Genomic DNA, 17,098 nt, shown 5'->3' on the forward strand with positions numbered 1-17,098 from the left:
GTCTCCATGTCCATATTACTTTGGGTCTCACGGCTTGCGTTGAGCCTGTGTCTCATCCTCGGCGTACTGGCAACAACAATGCAGAAAAGCGTCGCGGAAACACTCCCAAATCAGACCAGAATGGGAACCGGAGAGTTCCAGACAAAGTTCCAAGACAACCGCAATGTGCAACTGGAAGATCTGAATTTTTTGCCGGAAAAACTAAAGGAGCATTTGAAGATCCGGCAGAGTTGGGAAACCCGGGATTTCAATGTGTTCTCCAGGAAAATCGAACACAAGACTTATCTTTTTGTGGTGTTGGACCGCGGCGGTGCGCATTGGACCTCAACTGCGGCTCTTGTGCGTTGGCGGGCCAGCACAGGAACACCTGAACAGCGCGTAGACTGGAAACCACTAGTGTTACCGAGTTTACAAAGAAGAGCGGATGGGTGGTCCTTCATCGCAGGTGAATTCCATTTCATTTTGCAATGGAACGATCGCCTAAACGCTCTGCAAAATACCTTTTGTGGCGGCATGCGTCCGACGCCCTGTATCAGATACTCGTCTAGCATCTCATGGACACAGCAAGAACTCACGCTGATTGAGCTCAGGCAAAGAGCAGCGAATGAGTGGTATCCGGTCTGGAAATCCGGTCGTTGGCTTGCTGATCCAAGTCTTGAAGAACTAGATCCGAACTAAGGTGGCAGACCGCCCCACAAAAAAGCAGCGCATCCCGGAGGGCTACGCTGCCTGGCCAGACCCGACTGAAGGTTTGGGGCTCCCGGTTGTCAGGTCTGGTGTTCCGTCGAGGAGGGGGGCGCATCCGCCAGGCGGCCCTCTTCGGCCTTGTAGAAATACTGGCTTGCCACGAGCCACCCCTTGAGCGGACGAAGCATGGGAATGCAGGTCAGCAGGATCAGGGGAAGGGTTGTCACCAGATGGACCCAGTAGGGGGCGGTGAAGGCAATTTCCAGCCAGATTGCAAAAGCGACAGCCGGGACACAGCCGAAGCAGATCACAAAAAAGGCCGGTCCGTCCGCCGGGTCCGCGAAACTGTAGTCCAGGCCGCAGTGGCTGCATCCCGGTTTCAGTTTCAAAAAACCGTCAAAGATCTTCCCTTCGCCGCAGCGGGGACAGCGGCCTTTGATACCAGTCTGAATAGGGGGCAGCTTTGGCCAGCTCTGTGTTGTGGTCATGGACTTTCCAATCCTGATTGGCTTACAGGACTTTCCCGAAAGAACGAGTGGACCCCATCGCTTGTAAAATGATGGGAAGTGATTGCAATCAATGTAAAATAGAATGCATTCAAGTCAAGCGCATTCACTGCGGCAATTTGGCATTGCCGCTAGGCGAGATGCTGTTTGAATGTTCTCAGAAATAAACGGAGGCCTTGGCGGGGGAGGCTTCAATCGTTTGCGAGACAATGTCCAGGGCGTTTACGAGTTGCTCGCGGTTGAGAGGCCCGCCGAGACCCAGCCTGACGGCCTCTGACGGAGCACCGGCCACCGTGAAGGCATCAGCCTCGACCAGACCGATCGGCAGGTTGCGCAATTGACTGACAAACGCAGAGCGGCTCCAGCCCTGCGGGAGTGAGAGCCAAAGGTGAAAGCCGTTCTGGTCTGCCAGATAGTCGAGTTTCTTGAAGCGTTTGGACGCCAGAACCTGGCGCGCGGCGCTTTCAGACCGGATTTCCTCCAGCAGCGCGGACGCCGTTCCGTTTTCGATCCAGATTGTTGCCAACGCAACTGTGAGCGGCGAGGGCATGACCTGCTGTGTGCGGATCGCGCGCGAAAACTGCCAGGAGGCTCCACGACTTGGAGCAACAACATAGGCGAGCCGGAGCCCGGCACCGAGGGATTTTGAAAGAGAGCCGATATACCAGGTCAGTTCGGGCGCAAGCGCCGAAAACGGCAAAGGCGCGCTCGGGACGAGTTGACCGTAGGCATCATCTTCAAGGATCGCGACTCCGAATTTCCGGGCCACCGCCACAAGTTCCTGCCGGCGTTTATAGGGAACGGTTCTTGTCGTCGGGTTGTGCAATGTCGGATTGAGATAAAGCACTTTCAGGTTTCCTGCCCTACAGGCCGCCTCAAAAGCTTCGGGAACAATACCGTTTTCATCGGTGTCCAGGCCTCGCAACTGCAGATGAAGCTGCGCGCAAATCGACCTGATGCCGGGATAGGTAACGGCTTCGCACGCGACCTGGTCCCCGGGGTTTGCAAGCATCGCAAGCAGACTGGAGAGTGCGGCCTGGGCACCGGGAGAAAACAGAATCTGTTCAGCTTGCGGTGCAAGTCCGACTCTCTCCAGCCAGCTGGCTGCTGCCGTTTGATCCTGATCCGAAGCCTCCAGGTTTTGATATCGCAGTAACGGCACCAGATCTGCCGTCAACCTCGCGAAGCTCTCCTGCATCAAGGCCGTCAGGTCATGGGTGTCCGGCTCAGGCGGAAGGTTCATGGAAAAATCAGGTGCACATTCGCGCGCAGGACCTGCGGCTACACTTTGCTGAAGAAAGTCACGACGCGGGTCTGTAACGAATGTTCCGCTGCCAACCTGTGACGACAGGAAGCCGCGCCTGCGTGCCTCCGTGTATCCGCGGGCAACGGTCGTGAAATCGAGCCCAAGCAGTTTGGCCAGATGACGCTGCGCCGGCAATCTGTCTCCGGATTTCAGGCGGCCTGCCGAAAGATCGGCCTCGATGCTGTCGGCAATGGCGATGTAGCGCGGTGCGTTGCTGCTTGAAAGGTCGGGGCACCAGTCGGTCATGCGTGAGTGATACTTTCCAAGATTGACTGCATATTGACTGTATATGTGATTTGGATTGCATTGTCACCCCAGTTATAACAACGGCGCGGGCAAGTAACACTGTCTCGTCGTCCCGGCTCGCGAGGGGCTCGCGGAAAACAATCTGAACCTGAAGTCTAGATGCGGTCTTTGGGTTTGCTGTCTTTGTTATCCAACGATCAGTTCCGGTCCATGACCTCGACAGAGAGAATAGTCGGCAGATGCCTGGCGATTTCGGTCCAGGTTTCGCCTTCATCGAAGCTGGCGTAGATCGAACCGGAGTTCGTGCCGAAATAAAGTCCGGCGGGGTCCCGGTTATCGCCTGCCATTGCCTGGCGCAGCACCGTAAAGAAACAGGCGGTCTGCGGCAGGCCTTCGCGCTTTGCCTCCCAGGTCTCGCCGCCATTTTCCGATTTCCAAACCGCGGCCGCCGCTTCCGGAGGAAATCGCCCCGCAGCATCGCCGTTGAGCGGAAAGGTCCAGATCGTTTGCGGATCTCGCGGGTGGACGCGGATGGGAAAGCCGAAGGTGGAGGGAAGCCCGGCGTTGATATCGTCCCAGCTTCGCCCGCCGTCGGAAGATCGCCAGACGCCATGATGGTTCTGCTGGTAAAGCAGATCGCCGCTCCCGGGTGCCAGCATCATGTTGTGAACACAGTGGCCGGTTTCCCCGTCGCTGGGGGCGGCTGGATGAGAGTGACCTTCGCAGGCGGCTGCATTGGAAAGTCGGTTGCGGCGCTCCCAGGTCTTTCCGCCATCTTCCGTTGCGAAGATACCTGCGGCGGAAATCCCGATCCAGAGCCTGTCGGGATCGCCTGGGTCGGGGACGATCGTGTGCAGGACGAGTCCGGCTGCGCCGGGGTTCCAACTGCCGGATGAGGGATGGTTAGAAAGGCTTTCCACGTGGTGGAAGTTCTCGCCCTTGTCAGCGCTCGCAAGTAATCTCGCAGGTTTGGCCCCCGCGTAAAGCGTGCCGTGGGCGTCACAAAGCGACCAGATCTGCGTGAACGTATCCGCAAAAGGCAATTTGGCGTCCGTCCATCCGATCATCGCGGCAAAATCTGGGTCCTGCGCCGCCCAGTCATCAATCGTTCCCTTGGTGAGCTTTGTGAGTTTCCAGGAAGCCCCGCCATCTTGCGAACACCAGACGCCTGCGCCGTTCCAGTCGCCGCCACCACCGGCCCATATCGTGCCGCTCTCCGCGTCCCCGATGACGTGGTTGATCGGCCATCCATCGCAGAAAGGGCCCTCGACTGCCCAGCCCGATCGGTCTGCGCCGCCAGAAATCAGAAAGGCCCCTTTGGTGGTTCCAGTGAGAACCGTTAGCTCGCCGGTGCGCATCTTCGTATCCCTCCCGTGGGCACCCAACTTTAGCACGCCACAAGCAAGTTTGCCTCGGTAACCGCATTTTTGGCGGTATCCGTGGAGTGGAATGAAATCAATTTTTTTAGATTAAGCATAGAAAAATCGATTTTTTACAGATAAGGTTTGAGCTCGTTGACTGTTTCGAAGCGGGACGGATTGAGGTCAGGAATGCGGCGCGAACACTTGATTGCGGCTGGAGCTTACATTTCGCTGGTGATGACGATCGCGCCGGTTTCTGCGGACGGAACGCACGAACCGATCGGCGAGGATGTCTGGCAGCTGCCGCTTTTCGATGCGCATGTTCACTACAAGGAACCGGCATGGGACAGGTACCCCGTCAAAAGCGTCATTGAGCTTATGGATGAGAACGGCGTTGCCATGGCGCTTGTGTCGTCAACGCCTGATGAAGGCACAATCATGCTTTGGGAATACGCGCCCAAGCGCATTATTACCGAACTCAGGCCCTATCACGGGGCGGCCGGATCTTCCAACTGGACCAAATCTGATGGCATGGACGCCTACCTGGAAGGCCGGCTGGAGCAATATCCGCATGAAGGCATCGGCGAGTTTCATATCCGCCAGCTGGATACCTCCGATGAGGCCCTTTTCCGCAAGATCATTTCAATGGCGAAAGAGCGGGATATCTACCTTCACGTTCATTCTGGAACGGAGCCGATCCGCTGGCTTTACGGTCTGGATCCGGACGTCAAGATCATTTGGGCACATGCGGGCCTGGGAACGCCGGCGCCTAAGGTATACGCGCTCATGGAAGAGTTTCCTGATCTGCTCGCTGACACATCCTTGCGTGAATACAACATCCTCGGCAGGGGCGAGAACCTTGATCCACAGTGGCTGGAGATCATTTTCGACTTCCAGGACAGACTGATGATCGGGAGCGACACATGGGTCAACAGTCAGTGGGACAGCTATTCGGAAATTATAACGATGAACCGGCGCTGGCTGTCTAAAATGCCGCGAGATGTCGCGGAGAAGATCGCCTACAAAAATGCCGAGCGCGTATTTGGGCGCGACATTTCTCTGGAGCAGATCGGTACGCGCTGATGCCGGCCCGGATTGCCAAAAATGTTATTGCGGCCAGATCAGCCCGGTATCCGCTTCCTGGCCCGTGTCGCTCAGCACGCGTGTGCCTGCGACCTTTGCTTTCCCGGAAGCAACCAGCTCCAGTGCCTTGGGATAAATCTTGTGCTCGATCTCAAGAACGCGGGCCGCCAGCGTGTCCGGTGTGTCGTGATCGAGGACCGGAACAGCTCCTTGAATGATGATCGGGCCGTCATCCATTTCAGCCGAAACGAAATGCACGGTCGCGCCGTGCAGCTTCACGCCTTCGTCGAGCGCGCGCTCGTGTGTTGCCAGCCCCTTGAACGAGGGCAGGAGTGCCGGATGAATGTTGATCATGCGGCCCGACCAGGCGTTGACAAGATAAGGCGTCAGGATGCGCATGAACCCTGCAAGCGCGACCAGATCGATCTTGTGCTCCTTAAGGACATCATTGATCGCGCGTTCAAAAGCTTCCCGGTCGCCCGAAAAGTCCTTGTGGTCGACAACTGCGGTCGCAATATTGAACTCCGCTGCCCGCTCAAGACCCTTGGCATCCGGCCGGTTGGCGATCACGAGCGCTATTTCTGCCGGAAAGGCCGGAACCATCGCGGCGGAAATCAGAGCGCCCATGTTGGAGCCACGGCCCGATATCAGAACAGCTGTCCTTTTGCGGCTCATGCCGACAGATCCAGTGTATTGTCGAAAAGGACTGGCTCGGCACCGGCGTCAGTGATGTGTCCGATTGCGATGACCGTTTCTCCTGCTTCTTCCACAGAACGTGAAACCGCTTCAGCTTCTTGCGCCGACACGACGATCACCATGCCGACACCGCAGTTGAACGTGCGCAGCATCTCGTGCTCCGCGACACCGCCTGTCTTTGCAAGCCACGAAAAGACGCCCGGGACGCTGATTGACGCCAGATCGATGCGGGCCGAGCACTTCTCGGGAAGGACACGTGGCAGGTTTTCCGGAAGTCCGCCGCCGGTAATATGCGCAAGCGCCTTGATCCCCGTTGTTGCCCGCAGTGCCGCCAGCACCGGTTTCACGTAGATCCTGGTCGGCTCCATCAGAACTTCGCCAAGGGTTCTGCCACTCTCAAACGGTGCTGCATCGGACCAGGACAGTCCGGCAAGTTCCATGATTTTGCGGACCATCGAGTAGCCGTTTGAATGAACGCCGGAGGAGGCAAGTCCAAGGAGCACGTCACCCGTTTCAACATCTTTGCGCGGCAGGATTGATCCCCGTTCCACGGCGCCGACGGAAAATCCTGCCAGATCATAGTCGCCGTCGCCGTACATACCCGGCATCTCGGCGGTTTCTCCTCCGATCAGGGCCGCGCCAGACTGCTTGCATCCATCTGCAATCCCCGCGACGACATCGGTCGCGGTATCCACATCAAGCGCGCCCGTTGCAAAATAGTCGAGAAAAAACAGCGGTTCAGCGCCCTGGACAACAAGATCGTTGACGCACATTGCGACAAGATCGATACCGACTGTGCGATGCTGGCCGGTTTCGATTGCGATTTTCAGTTTCGTTCCGACACCGTCATTCGCTGCCACCAGGACGGGATCCTTGAAGCCGGCGCCTTTCAGGTCGAAAAGCCCGCCAAATCCACCGATATCGCTGTCAGCACCAGGCCGTGCCGTCGCTTTGACCAACGGCTTGATGCGGTCGACCAATGCGTTTCCGGCGTCGATATCGACACCGGCGTCGGCATAGGTGAGGCCGTTGCTTTCTGAAGGCTTGGAATGGCTCATGGCGGCTCCAGACTGTTTCGTGGCACACGGATGGAAAATGCATGCTCAACTGACCTTGCCGCGCATACAGCCTTACCGCCTTTTTCACAAGGGCTGGCCGCAGTCTTCACAGGCAAATCCACCTCTTGACCGCCGAGCGCCTGCCGACCTAAGAGCATTGGTGGCATCCAACCAAGACCCGTGCAATGTATAGTGCATGGATACCTAGTGCCGTTTGAGGGGAATGTTTATGACTTTACGCCGTCAGGTACAGTTCTGGTTGCTCTCCCTGGCTGTTTTCTGCGTGTTCTTATATATCTTTTCCAGCGTACTTCTGCCGTTTGTGGCAGGAATGGCGGTGGCCTATTTGCTTGATCCTGTCTGCGATCGCCTTGAAAAACTCGGCATGCAGCGTTTATGGGCCACGCTGACGATACTGTTCACATTCATTCTCGTGCTTGTCGTATTTTTCGTTTTGCTGCTCCCGGTACTGGGCAATCAGCTTGCGTCGTTTCTGGAGAATTTCCCGGACCTGGTGCGACGCCTCCAGGCTCTTCTTGCAAAATATTTTCCCGCGAATCTGGCGAGTCTTGCCGGGCTTTCTCCTGAAGACCTGCAGGCATCCATGACCGATCTGATCGGGCAGGGGGCCTCCGTGATCGGTAAACTGGCCCAGTCGATCTGGAGCGGCGGGCAGGCTTTGCTGTCGATCCTGTCCTTGTTCGTCATTACGCCTGTTGTCGCGTTCTATCTGCTCTTGGACTGGGACCATATGGTCGAACGCATCGATAGCTGGATCCCGAGAGATCACCTTGTCGAAATCCGCGCGCTTGCCTCCGAAATGGATGCTGCGGTTGCCGGGTTTGTGCGCGGACAGGTGTCGGTGTGTGTCATCCTTGGATTTTTTTACGCGATTTCGCTGGCGCTTGTCGGGCTTAACTTCGGGCTGCTGATCGGCATGGTTGCTGGTCTGGTGAGCTTCATTCCCTTCGTGGGGGCAGCGCTTGGGCTTGTTCTGTCGGTCGGCATTGCCATTGTCCAGTTTTGGCCGGATTGGCCATGGATTCTGGTGGTCGGCGCTATCTTCGCCGTTGGTCAGTTTTTGGAAGGCAATATCCTGCAGCCCAAGCTTGTCGGCGAGAGCACAGGCCTTCATCCTGTAACCCTGATGTTCGCCCTGTTTGCCTTTGGATATCTCTTTGGATTTGTGGGGATGCTTATTGCCGTTCCGGCTGCGGCGATGATCGGCGTGCTTGCGCGCTTTGGGCTGAAGCAGTACCTAGCAAGTCCGGTCTACAAGGGAATTGACCGCTCGACGACAGCGACCAAAGAGTAAGTGACACGACTATGGCGGAACCACCGCGTCAGTTACCGTTAGAGCTACCGCACGAGGCTGCTCTTGGCCGCGACGATTACCTGGTTGGTGCGTCGAACAGGGCTGCATTTGAGCTTTTGGAGCGTTGGCCGGAATGGCCGTCGCCAGTCGTGATCCTGGCAGGTCCCGTCGGCTCGGGAAAAACACATCTCGTTCGCGCCTTTGAAGACGAATACCGGGCACTGGTCGTGTCTGCGCACCACTTGCAGGAGTTTGCAGTCAAAGACCTTGTCGCGGCTCCCGTTGCGATTGTCGAAAACGCTCATCTCGGCGTGGATGATACGGCGCTTTTCCACTTGCTGAACGCTTCAAGGCAGGCCGGTAAAAACGTTCTGATAACCAGCCGGACATGGCCGGCCGCCTGGAAGATCAAGCTCCCCGATCTGATGTCGCGCTTGCGGGCCGCAACGCCCGTCGAAATACTGGAGCCTGATGACGAGTTGTTGCGACGTGTGCTCGTAAAGCTGTTTTCCGATCGTCAGATTTCCGTCGACATTGGCGTCGTGGACTATCTCGTCGTGCGCATGGAGCGCTCGCTTGATGTCGCAATACGCGCGGTTGAGGCAATCGACCAGGAGGCATTGGCAGGGCGCGTCAAAATTACCAAACCGCTCGCAGGCAGGGTTTTGGAAAATGTGCATAAGGGCTAGGAAATTTGCTGTGTGCGACATTGGTGTCATAGGCGCACTGTCGCTACCATGCTACTCACGCCGGGCCGAGCCGGTAGACGGGCCGCCTGTGTTACAGTGCGAGGATGGGGTTGATGAACGAAACGACTGATTTTTCGGATATCGTCGCTGCCTCGTCGGACCTGCGCGGAGAGGAAGAAACACCGGTTGAGATCGACCTCGCGCGCACGCCTGAGCGATTTATGAACCGCGAAGTATCGTGGTTGCAGTTCAATCTGCGTGTCCTTGAAGAAGCGATGAATCCGAACCATCCGCTCCTGGAGCGTGTTCGTTTTCTGTCGATTTCAGCGAACAATCTCGATGAGTTCTTCATGGTCCGCGTCGCCGGTCTGCGTGGACAGCAGCGCGCGGAGGTGACCAATCTATCTGATGATGGTCTGACTCCTACGGAGCAGCTCGAAAAGATCAGCGAAGCGGTGCGGAACCTGCAAGCCTCGCAACAAAAAATCTGGGGCGACCTGCACCTTGAGATTGCCGAAAAGGGTATTGAGATCGTTCATCGGGACGCTTTGAACGAGGCCGACAGGATCTGGCTGCAGGATTATTTCCTCGGATATGTGTTTCCGGTATTAACACCGCTCGCAATTGATCCGGCGCACCCGTTCCCGTTCATCCCCAATCTTGGGTTCTCAATTGTTTTCGAGCTCGTTCCGACATCCGGCGGGCGCGGCATGATTGCGTTGCTCAGGATCCCGAACCAGGTCGAACGCTTTGTCCGTCTGCCCGACAACGAAAACGGCGCTGCGCGTTTTATCGCCATTGAACGTGTCGTAAGCATGTTTATCGGCCGCCTGTTCCCCGGATATGAAATCCGCGGCAAGGGCGCGTTCCGCGTTATCCGGGACAGCGACCTGGAGATCGAGGAAGAGGCGGAAGATCTCGTCCGGCTGTTCGAAAGCGCGCTAAAGCGCCGGCGCCGGGGGTCGGTTATCCGGCTTGAAATCCAGGAAACGACGCCGCCGGCACTGCAGGAATTTGTCGCCGATGCGCTTGATGTCGGCAAGAGCGAGATCTTTCTGGCAAATGGCCTGCTGGCGCTGAACAATCTGTCACAAATAGTCGATCTGGAACGGCCTGATCTCAAATTCGAGCCCTACACGGCCCGCTTTCCGGAACGCATCCGCGAGCACGGGGGTGATTGCCTGGCAGCGATCCATCAAAAGGATATCGTTGTCCATCATCCTTACGAAGCTTTCGATGTTGTCGTTCAGTATCTGCGCCAGGCCGCACGCGATCCGAATGTCGTTGCGATCAAGCAGACTCTTTACCGAACCTCCAACAACTCGCCGATCGTCAAGGCCCTTGCCGAAGCCGCCGAGGCCGGAAAGTCCGTTACGGCGCTGGTGGAGTTGAAGGCCAGGTTTGACGAAGAAGCCAATATCAAGTGGGCGCGCGATTTGGAGCGCGCAGGCGTTCAGGTGGTTTTCGGCTTTATCGAGCTGAAAACGCACTCGAAACTGTCCATGGTGATCAAGCGGGAACATGGTCAGCTTAAGACCTACTGCCACATAGGCACCGGAAACTATCATCCGATCACGGCGCGCATTTACGAGGATCTCTCGTTCTTCACGGATGATCCGGGGATCGCAGAAGATGCGGCAAGGGTCTTCAATTTCATAACCGGGTACGCCGAACCTGACGAACTCAATCACCTGCTTGTGTCGCCGGTGAACCTGCGAAGCCGGATGCTGGAGCTGACAGAGGCTGAAATCGATCATGCGAAAGCGGGGCGGCCTGCCCAAATCTGGATGAAGATGAATTCTCTGGTTGATCCGGAGATAATCGATGCGCTCTACAAGGCCAGCCAGGCGGGCGTCCAGATTGATCTGGTGATCCGGGGCATATGTTGTCTGCGACCCGGCATTGCCGGTTTGTCAGAGAACATCCGGGTGAAATCGATCGTTGGCCGCTTCCTGGAGCATTCGCGGATCTTTTGCTTCGGAAACGGACATGGCCTGCCGTCGCCGGAGGCGCATGTCTACATCGGTTCTGCCGACCTGATGCCCCGAAACATCGACCGGAGGGTGGAGGTCCTGACGCCGCTTCTCACCGCGACGGTTCACGAACAGGTCCTCGATCAGATCATGGTTGCAAACCTGAAGGACAACGAACAAAGCTGGCGCATCTTGTGCGACGGCAGCCATGAACGTATAGAGCCGGGCGCGAACGAGGAACCTTTCAACGCGCACCGCTATTTCATGACCAATCCTTCACTTTCAGGCAGGGGCAAATCCTTGAAGAGCGACCGACCCAAACCGTTCCTGAAACGGCAAAAAAGAGGATAACATGGCCGGTCAGTTCAAACCTGCCCGTGGCCGTCTCAACGGGACTGGACCGGTCGCCGTTGTCGACATCGGCTCCAATTCGGTGCGCCTGGTGATATACGAGCGCAAGGCGCGCACACCGACCATGCTGTTTAACGAAAAACTGCTTGCAGGGCTCGGCAGGGGCATCGCCACGACGGGGCGGCTTGCCGATGAGTCTGTCGAACTGGCTTTTGGAGAATTGACGCGTTTTCGGACGTTGATCGAACATACCGGCTGCAAGGACCTCTACATCGTCGCAACGGCGGCGGCGCGTGATGCGGAAAACGGAAGCGAATTCGTACGCCAGGTCGAAAAATATCTGGAAGCGCCGGTGCGGATACTCGATGGCAGCGAAGAAGCCTTTTATTCGGCACTGGGCGTGATCGCCGGCTTTTGGCAGCCACGCGGAATTGTCGGTGACATGGGCGGTGGCAGTCTCGAGCTGGTGGAGATTGATGAGAAGAAGCCGGGGCAGGGGGCAACCATGCCACTTGGGGGGCTGCGCTTGTCCGAGGAGGCCGGTGGATCGATCCAGAAAGCACGTAAGGTAACTGAAGCTGCCCTGAAGGGATATGATTGGCCGAACCTTGCGCCGGGAGAACGGACCTTTTACGCCGTGGGTGGCACATGGCGCTCGCTCGGGCGTTTGCATCTCATGCAGAACGACTATCCGCTCCACGTGATGCATAACTACGAGATGAGCGCAGAAGAGGCGGTCGCGTTTTGCCGCAAAATCGCCGTCCCTAATCTCGAGGGCGTCGAACTTGCCGAAGTGGTTTCCAAGCAACGGCGTCCGCTCGTGCCAATTGGAGCCGTCGTGCTCGAACAGGTCCTGACTGCCATGAAGGCGGAGCGACTTGTCTTTTCCGCAACCGGTGTGCGGGAAGGACTGCTGCATGAAAAACTCTCACGCAGCATGCAGGAGCAGGATCCGGTTATCGAAGCAGCGCGCGAGCTATGTGTCTTGCGGGCCCGGTCACCGGCCCACGCTGAAGAACTGATCGCATGGACCGATGAATTCTTCAGGGCTCTTGAGATCGAAGAAACGGCAAACGAGAGGCGCTTGCGCCATGCCGCTTGCCTTTTGTCCGATATCGGCTGGCGGGCGCATCCCGACTACCGCGGTGAGCAGAGCCTGAATATCATTTCCAACGCGTCTTTTGTGGGGCTGGACCATGCCAGCCGCGCCTATCTCGCCGCCGCCGTCTTCTACAGGCATCAGGGCTTGCGGGAAGGGGCTCTGTCGCAGGTTATCCGGCGGCTGTTCACCGATCGGCTTCGAATTCGCGCAAAGGTTCTGGGTGCAACCTTGCGTGTCGCCTCTTTGCTGAGTGCTTCAATGGCAGGACTTTTGCCGAAGGTTCGGATCGAAAAAACCGCCAGTGGCCTGGCTCTCGACCTCGGCGGGGACCAGGCGAAGCTCGATGGTGAACGTTTGCGCAAAAGGGCAGCTCAGCTAGAAAAGGTTATCGATGCCGAGGTGCTGCTGCGTGTGCGATAGGGAGGCCCCTATTCGGCTGCCTGTTTTTTGATTTCGGCGGGAGCGGTCTGTGGCAGGGCGATGATTTGCCTGTCTTGGAAAGCAAGGGCCACCTGGCCGTGTTTGAGTTTTAAGGCAAGTTCGCCGAAAAGCTCGCGGCGCCATCCTTTCAAGGCTGCGACATCCGCCGCATCATCGGCGGCTATTTTTTCCAGATCGTCCACGGTCGCAATCACCTTGGCCGCCACGCCATTGGCTTCGCTGACCATCTTCAAAAGCACTTTCAAAAGATCAACTGCCGCAGCAGAGCCATCAGGCGCCTGACGGCCCTTGGGCAGTTTTGGCAATTTCTCTTTGGGAAGTTTCAGTGCGCGGTGTATGGCGTTCAAAATTTCGTCGGCGGATTTTGACCGTTCAAAACCCCTTGGGATTGTTCTGAGCCTGCTGATCCCGTCAGGATCTTGAGGTTGTTGCGCGGCAAGTTCGTAAATGGCGTCGTCTTTGATCACGCGGTTACGCGGGACATTCCGAACCTGCGCCTCGCGCTCACGCCAGGCCGCCACTTCCATCATGACCGCCAATTCGATCGGCTTTCTGACGCGAAGCTTGAGGCGCCTCCAGGCCTGTTCCGGATCGGCCCGGTAAGTTCCGACCGATGTCAGCACTTCCATTTCGTCGCGAACCCAGTGGCTGCGATTCTGCTCAGCCAGATTTGCTTTCAGGAACTGATAGGCATCGCGTAAATGGGTCACGTCTGCGAGCGCATAGTCCAGTTGCTTGTTTGTCAGCGGACGACGCGCCCAATCGGTGAAGCGGGAGGATTTATCTATACGGGCACCCGTTACCTTGTAAACGAGCTGGTCATAAGAAATGGAATCGCCAAAGCCGCAGACCATTGCGGCAACCTGCGTGTCGAACAAAGGCGCTGGAATCAGTTCGCCAAGATGGTAGATGATTTCGATATCCTGGCGGGCGGCATGAAAGACCTTCGTGACGTTCTGATCACTCATGAGATCGAAGAACGGGGCCAGGTCCAGACCTTCCGACAGCGCGTCGACGATAAATGCCATATCCGGCCCGGCCATCTGGATGACGCAAAGTTTCGGCCAGAAAGTGGTCTCACGGAGAAATTCCGTATCCACAGTAACGTAGTCGTTGGCAGCGAGCCGCTGACAGGCCGCGGCGAGATCTTTTGTTTTTGTAATCACATGCATGGTAACGTTCAGCTATAACCGAGTTCTGCCGCTTTGTCGCCACGAAATGGAACTTTTAGGCGGGAAGCGTCTTGTGGAAGCGCAATAAGTGCGCCTATGTTGATGGGTGCGGTGCGGTAGAAGCTTTGAGGGAGGAGAGGACCGGAAATGCGCAAGATTCTTGTGGTGAATTCCAAAGGCGGATGCGGCAAGACAACGGTCGCCACGAATCTTGCCGTTGCGCTCGCGATGCGCGGAGAGGATGTGGCCCTGGCCGATGCGGACCGGCAGAAATCGAGTCTGTCCTGGGTCAAGCGCCGCCCCAAGTCGCTTGCGAAGATCGAGGCTCTCAACTGGAGCAAGGAAGGGGCCATCGGCGACAAGGACAAAACCCTCGATGCGATCGTGATTGATGGTCCGGGCGGGTTGCGCTCGGAACTTGCAAAAAACCTGGTTGCCGAAGCTTCCGACATTGTCGTTCCGGTGTTGGCGTCGGCATTCGATTGGAATGCTACCTTGAAGTTTCTGGACAACATCTCTGACATCAAGAAGGTCAGAAAGGGCAAGGCCGAGATTTTTGTTGTCGCCAACCGGATCAACCGGCGTTCAACGCAGGTCGCGGATCTGGAACAGACGCTTTCGAAAAAAGGATATCCATTGCTTGCAAGGATCTCCGACCGGGTTCTTTACGCGCGCCACGCCGCGAACGGGACAGGCGTTTTCGACAACGCGGACGCAAAGGCCCACGAGGTGCGGGGCCAATGGCATCCTGTGCTGCAGGCCGTGGATAGCTAAGGTGCCCGCCCGGCTAAGAGGCTGGTTCACTCGATCGGGAGTTTCGCCGCCAGAGCCTCAAATTCTTGTGCAGTCAGTCCTGTGAGCGATGGCATCTCTGTATCAAAGAACCGGGAATCGTTGACAGCCCAAAAAATGAGGGATCGAACGGCCGAGAGTTCCGACTTCGAAATTGGCGGTATCGGTATCTCGTCCGCAATCCGGACGCGGATCTTTTCCGCGAGCTGCCGGGGAACCGATGTTGTTATGATTAGTTCCCTTTCTTCTTCCATGCTTATCAGGGCCCAGAGTATGGCTTCGGTCAGAGTCTCGGGTACGGTGCGGGCAGCTTTTCATTGATATGCGCGTGAAATTTTGATCGGTGGATGCACATCTTGCACGGTTCAACAAGCACCGCTTACGCCTCTCCCTTGACTTTCGCCCCGCAACATGGCTTGTGCAGCCCGACACGGCCTGCCTTCGGCGGGCCGTTATGATTTTTCATGCCAAGAAGACTGCCGAGGAATTAGCATGCACCCCTACCGTAGCCACACATGCGGTGATCTCCGTCTGTCCGACGAAGGCCAGACAATCCGTCTTTCCGGTTGGGTCCACAGGGTCCGCGATCACGGCGGGGTGCTCTTCATCGATCTTCGTGACCATTACGGCGTGACCCAGTGCGTTGTGGATCCCGATTCCGCTGCATTCGGTCTTGCGGAAACGGTGCGCTCTGAATGGTGCATTCGTATCGACGGTAATGTGAAGAAACGTACCGACGAGACCATCAATCCGGAACTCCCAACGGGCGAGATCGAGATTTTCATTCGCGAAATGGAAGTACTTGGCTCCGCCAAGGAACTGCCGCTTCCGGTTTTCGGCGATCTGGAATACCCGGAAGAAGTCCGGCTGAAGTACCGCTTCCTCGATCTGCGGCGCGAGAAGCTGCATGCCAACATGATGCTGCGCTCTGAAGTTATCCGGGACTTGCGCGACCGCATGTGGTCCATCGGTTTCAACGAGTTTCAGACGCCGATCCTCACGGCGTCCTCTCCTGAAGGTGCACGCGATTTCCTCGTGCCGTCGCGTCTGCATCCTGGCAAGTTCTACGCGTTGCCGCAGGCGCCGCAGCAGTTCAAACAGCTGCTGATGGTTTCCGGCTTCGACAAGTATTTCCAGATAGCGCCGTGTTTCCGCGACGAAGATCCGCGCGCAGACCGCTCGCCGACTGATTTCTATCAGCTCGACCTGGAAATGTCGTTTGTTACCCAGCAGGACGTCTTCGACACGATCGAACCAGTCATGGCAGGCTGCTTTGAAAGGTTCGGCAAGGGAAGACCGGTCAACCGCAATTGGCCGCAGATCGCCTACAAGGATTCCGCGCTTTGGTACGGCACCGACAAGCCGGACCTCCGGAACCCGATCAAGATGCAGATCGTGTCCGAGCATTTCGCAGGATCCGGGTTTGCCATCTTCGCCAAGCTGCTGGAGCAGCCGGGAACGGAAATCCGCGCGATACCGGCACCAAAAGGCGGCAGCCGCAAGTTCTGCGACCGGATGAACAAGTTCGCGCAGGGCGAAGGCCTTCCGGGAATGGGGTACATTTTCTGGCGCAAGGCCGAAGACGGATCGATGGAGGCGGCGGGTCCGCTTGCCAAGAACATCGGTCCGGAGCGGACCGAAGCCATCCGTGTCCAGCTTGGTCTGGAAGTGGGCGATGCCGCCTTCTTCCTGGGCGGCAAACCGAAACATTTCGAGCCGGTTGCTGCAAAAGCGCGTGTGATCATTGGCGAAGAACTCGGCCATACGGACATGGATCGCTTTGAGTTTGCCTGGATCGTCGATTTTCCGATCTACGAACGCGACGACGAAACCGGCGAGATCGATTTCGAACACAACCCATTCTCCATGCCGCAGGGTGGAATGGAAGCCCTCGACGGTGATCCTCTCGATGTCAAAGGCTGGCAATACGATCTGGCATGTAACGGTCATGAACTCGTGTCCGGCGCAATTCGGAACCACAAGCCTGACATCATGTACAAGGCCTTCGAAATCGCTGGCTATCCGGCAGAAGAGGTCGACAAGCGATTTGGCGGCATGGTCAATGCCTTCCAGTATGGCGCACCGCCCCACGGCGGGTGTGCCGCTGGTATCGACCGCATGGTGATGCTGCTGGCAGACGAAGCAAATATCCGCGAAGTGATGCTCTTCCCGATGAACCAGAAAGCGGAAGACCTCATGATGGGCGCCCCGAGCGAAGCAACCGCTGCTCAGCTGCGTGATCTGCACCTGCGCTTGAACCTGCCCGAGGAGTAAACCCTCTCGAGTGATGCCGCGGGTCTGAGCTCGCGATACAGCTCAC

Annotated in this window: 14 protein-coding genes; 8 read left to right on the forward strand and 6 right to left on the reverse strand. The window is 57.1% G+C overall.

The genetic code is table 11. The features are described 5' to 3' along the window. Positions 1 to 6: 6 nt before the first annotated feature. Entirely contained in the window at positions 7 to 678 is a 672-nt protein-coding gene (locus ABVF61_RS22895; RefSeq protein ID WP_353995837.1) for a hypothetical protein, read from the forward strand. Between the two features lie 89 nt (positions 679 to 767). Here the strand turns inward: ABVF61_RS22895 and ABVF61_RS22900 are convergent, their stop codons facing one another. From ABVF61_RS22900 to ABVF61_RS22910, 3 genes are all read right to left on the reverse strand, one after another. After that, positions 768 to 1,175 carry a DUF983 domain-containing protein gene (locus tag ABVF61_RS22900; protein ID WP_353995838.1) on the reverse strand — a complete coding sequence of 136 codons (408 nt, stop codon included), beginning with the start codon at positions 1,173 to 1,175 and terminating at the stop codon, positions 768 to 770. A 175-nt stretch (positions 1,176 to 1,350) separates the two neighbouring features. Continuing rightward, positions 1,351 to 2,745, reverse strand: coding sequence for an aminotransferase-like domain-containing protein (locus tag ABVF61_RS22905; RefSeq protein WP_353995839.1), 1,395 nt, complete (start codon positions 2,743 to 2,745; stop codon positions 1,351 to 1,353). Positions 2,746 to 2,942: 197 nt separating this feature from the next. Further along, on the reverse strand, positions 2,943 to 4,103 hold the full coding sequence (locus ABVF61_RS22910) for a WD40/YVTN/BNR-like repeat-containing protein (RefSeq protein ID WP_353995840.1): 1,161 nt from the start codon (positions 4,101 to 4,103) through the stop codon (positions 2,943 to 2,945). A gap of 192 nt (positions 4,104 to 4,295) precedes the next feature. Here ABVF61_RS22910 and ABVF61_RS22915 point away from each other — a divergent pair, with 192 nt between their 5' ends. Continuing rightward, positions 4,296 to 5,189, forward strand: coding sequence for an amidohydrolase family protein (locus ABVF61_RS22915; protein WP_353995841.1), 894 nt, complete (start codon positions 4,296 to 4,298; stop codon positions 5,187 to 5,189). Positions 5,190 to 5,213: 24 nt separating this feature from the next. On the opposite strand, the gene purN is transcribed toward ABVF61_RS22915, so the two are convergent. Then, positions 5,214 to 5,864: a phosphoribosylglycinamide formyltransferase gene (purN, locus tag ABVF61_RS22920; RefSeq protein ID WP_353995842.1), complete on the reverse strand. Its 651-nt coding sequence runs from the start codon at positions 5,862 to 5,864 to the stop codon at positions 5,214 to 5,216. Beyond that, a complete protein-coding gene (gene purM / locus ABVF61_RS22925; protein ID WP_353995843.1) occupies positions 5,861 to 6,943 on the reverse strand; it encodes a phosphoribosylformylglycinamidine cyclo-ligase in 1,083 nt (360 codons plus the stop codon). Before purM ends, purN begins: the two co-directional genes overlap by 4 nt. A 229-nt stretch (positions 6,944 to 7,172) precedes the next feature. Between purM and ABVF61_RS22930 the strand changes: the two genes are divergently transcribed. The 4 genes from ABVF61_RS22930 (at position 7,173) to ABVF61_RS22945 (ending at position 12,793) form a co-directional block, all read left to right on the forward strand. Further along, complete coding sequence (locus tag ABVF61_RS22930; protein WP_353995844.1) at positions 7,173 to 8,258, forward strand: AI-2E family transporter; 1,086 nt, start codon at positions 7,173 to 7,175, stop codon at positions 8,256 to 8,258. A gap of 11 nt (positions 8,259 to 8,269) precedes the next feature. Then, entirely contained in the window at positions 8,270 to 8,947 is a 678-nt protein-coding gene (locus tag ABVF61_RS22935; protein ID WP_353995845.1) for a P-loop NTPase family protein, read from the forward strand. Between the two features lie 113 nt (positions 8,948 to 9,060). Continuing rightward, complete coding sequence (locus ABVF61_RS22940) at positions 9,061 to 11,271, forward strand: RNA degradosome polyphosphate kinase (protein WP_353995846.1); 2,211 nt, start codon at positions 9,061 to 9,063, stop codon at positions 11,269 to 11,271. 1 nt (position 11,272) lies between these two features. Next, a complete protein-coding gene (locus tag ABVF61_RS22945; RefSeq protein WP_353995847.1) occupies positions 11,273 to 12,793 on the forward strand; it encodes a Ppx/GppA phosphatase family protein in 1,521 nt (506 codons plus the stop codon). A gap of 8 nt (positions 12,794 to 12,801) precedes the next feature. On the opposite strand, the gene rnd is transcribed toward ABVF61_RS22945, so the two are convergent. After that, entirely contained in the window at positions 12,802 to 13,980 is a 1,179-nt protein-coding gene (gene rnd, locus ABVF61_RS22950) for a ribonuclease D (RefSeq protein WP_353996483.1), read from the reverse strand. A 153-nt stretch (positions 13,981 to 14,133) separates the two neighbouring features. Here rnd and ABVF61_RS22955 point away from each other — a divergent pair, with 153 nt between their 5' ends. Then, the gene (locus tag ABVF61_RS22955; protein WP_353995848.1) at positions 14,134 to 14,760 is read left to right on the forward strand and encodes a nucleotide-binding protein; all 627 of its coding nucleotides are present in this window, start codon (positions 14,134 to 14,136) and stop codon (positions 14,758 to 14,760) included. 510 nt (positions 14,761 to 15,270) lie between these two features. Next, complete coding sequence (gene aspS / locus ABVF61_RS22960; protein WP_353995849.1) at positions 15,271 to 17,052, forward strand: aspartate--tRNA ligase; 1,782 nt, start codon at positions 15,271 to 15,273, stop codon at positions 17,050 to 17,052. The last annotated feature ends 46 nt before the right edge of the window (positions 17,053 to 17,098 follow it).

This window comes from Roseibium sp. HPY-6 (assembly GCF_040530035.1).
Taxonomy (GTDB): domain Bacteria; phylum Pseudomonadota; class Alphaproteobacteria; order Rhizobiales; family Stappiaceae; genus Roseibium.

Excerpts from the sequence above, each read along its gene's own strand:
- ABVF61_RS22945 (WP_353995847.1), top strand. The coding sequence starts at position 11,273 with ATGGCCGGTCAGTTCAAACCTGCCCGTGGCCGTCTCAACGGGACTGGA.
- aspS (WP_353995849.1), top strand. The coding sequence starts at position 15,271 with ATGCACCCCTACCGTAGCCACACATGCGGTGATCTCCGTCTGTCCGAC.
- ABVF61_RS22915 (WP_353995841.1), top strand. The coding sequence starts at position 4,296 with ATGCGGCGCGAACACTTGATTGCGGCTGGAGCTTACATTTCGCTGGTG.
- ABVF61_RS22905 (WP_353995839.1), bottom strand. The coding sequence starts at position 2,745 with ATGACCGACTGGTGCCCCGACCTTTCAAGCAGCAACGCACCGCGCTAC.
- ABVF61_RS22895 (WP_353995837.1), top strand. The coding sequence starts at position 7 with ATGTCCATATTACTTTGGGTCTCACGGCTTGCGTTGAGCCTGTGTCTC.
- purN (WP_353995842.1), bottom strand. The coding sequence starts at position 5,864 with ATGAGCCGCAAAAGGACAGCTGTTCTGATATCGGGCCGTGGCTCCAAC.
- purM (WP_353995843.1), bottom strand. The coding sequence starts at position 6,943 with ATGAGCCATTCCAAGCCTTCAGAAAGCAACGGCCTCACCTATGCCGAC.
- ABVF61_RS22900 (WP_353995838.1), bottom strand. The coding sequence starts at position 1,175 with ATGACCACAACACAGAGCTGGCCAAAGCTGCCCCCTATTCAGACTGGT.
- ABVF61_RS22930 (WP_353995844.1), top strand. The coding sequence starts at position 7,173 with ATGACTTTACGCCGTCAGGTACAGTTCTGGTTGCTCTCCCTGGCTGTT.
- ABVF61_RS22940 (WP_353995846.1), top strand. The coding sequence starts at position 9,061 with ATGAACGAAACGACTGATTTTTCGGATATCGTCGCTGCCTCGTCGGAC.
- ABVF61_RS22935 (WP_353995845.1), top strand. The coding sequence starts at position 8,270 with ATGGCGGAACCACCGCGTCAGTTACCGTTAGAGCTACCGCACGAGGCT.
- ABVF61_RS22910 (WP_353995840.1), bottom strand. The coding sequence starts at position 4,103 with ATGCGCACCGGCGAGCTAACGGTTCTCACTGGAACCACCAAAGGGGCC.
- ABVF61_RS22955 (WP_353995848.1), top strand. The coding sequence starts at position 14,134 with ATGCGCAAGATTCTTGTGGTGAATTCCAAAGGCGGATGCGGCAAGACA.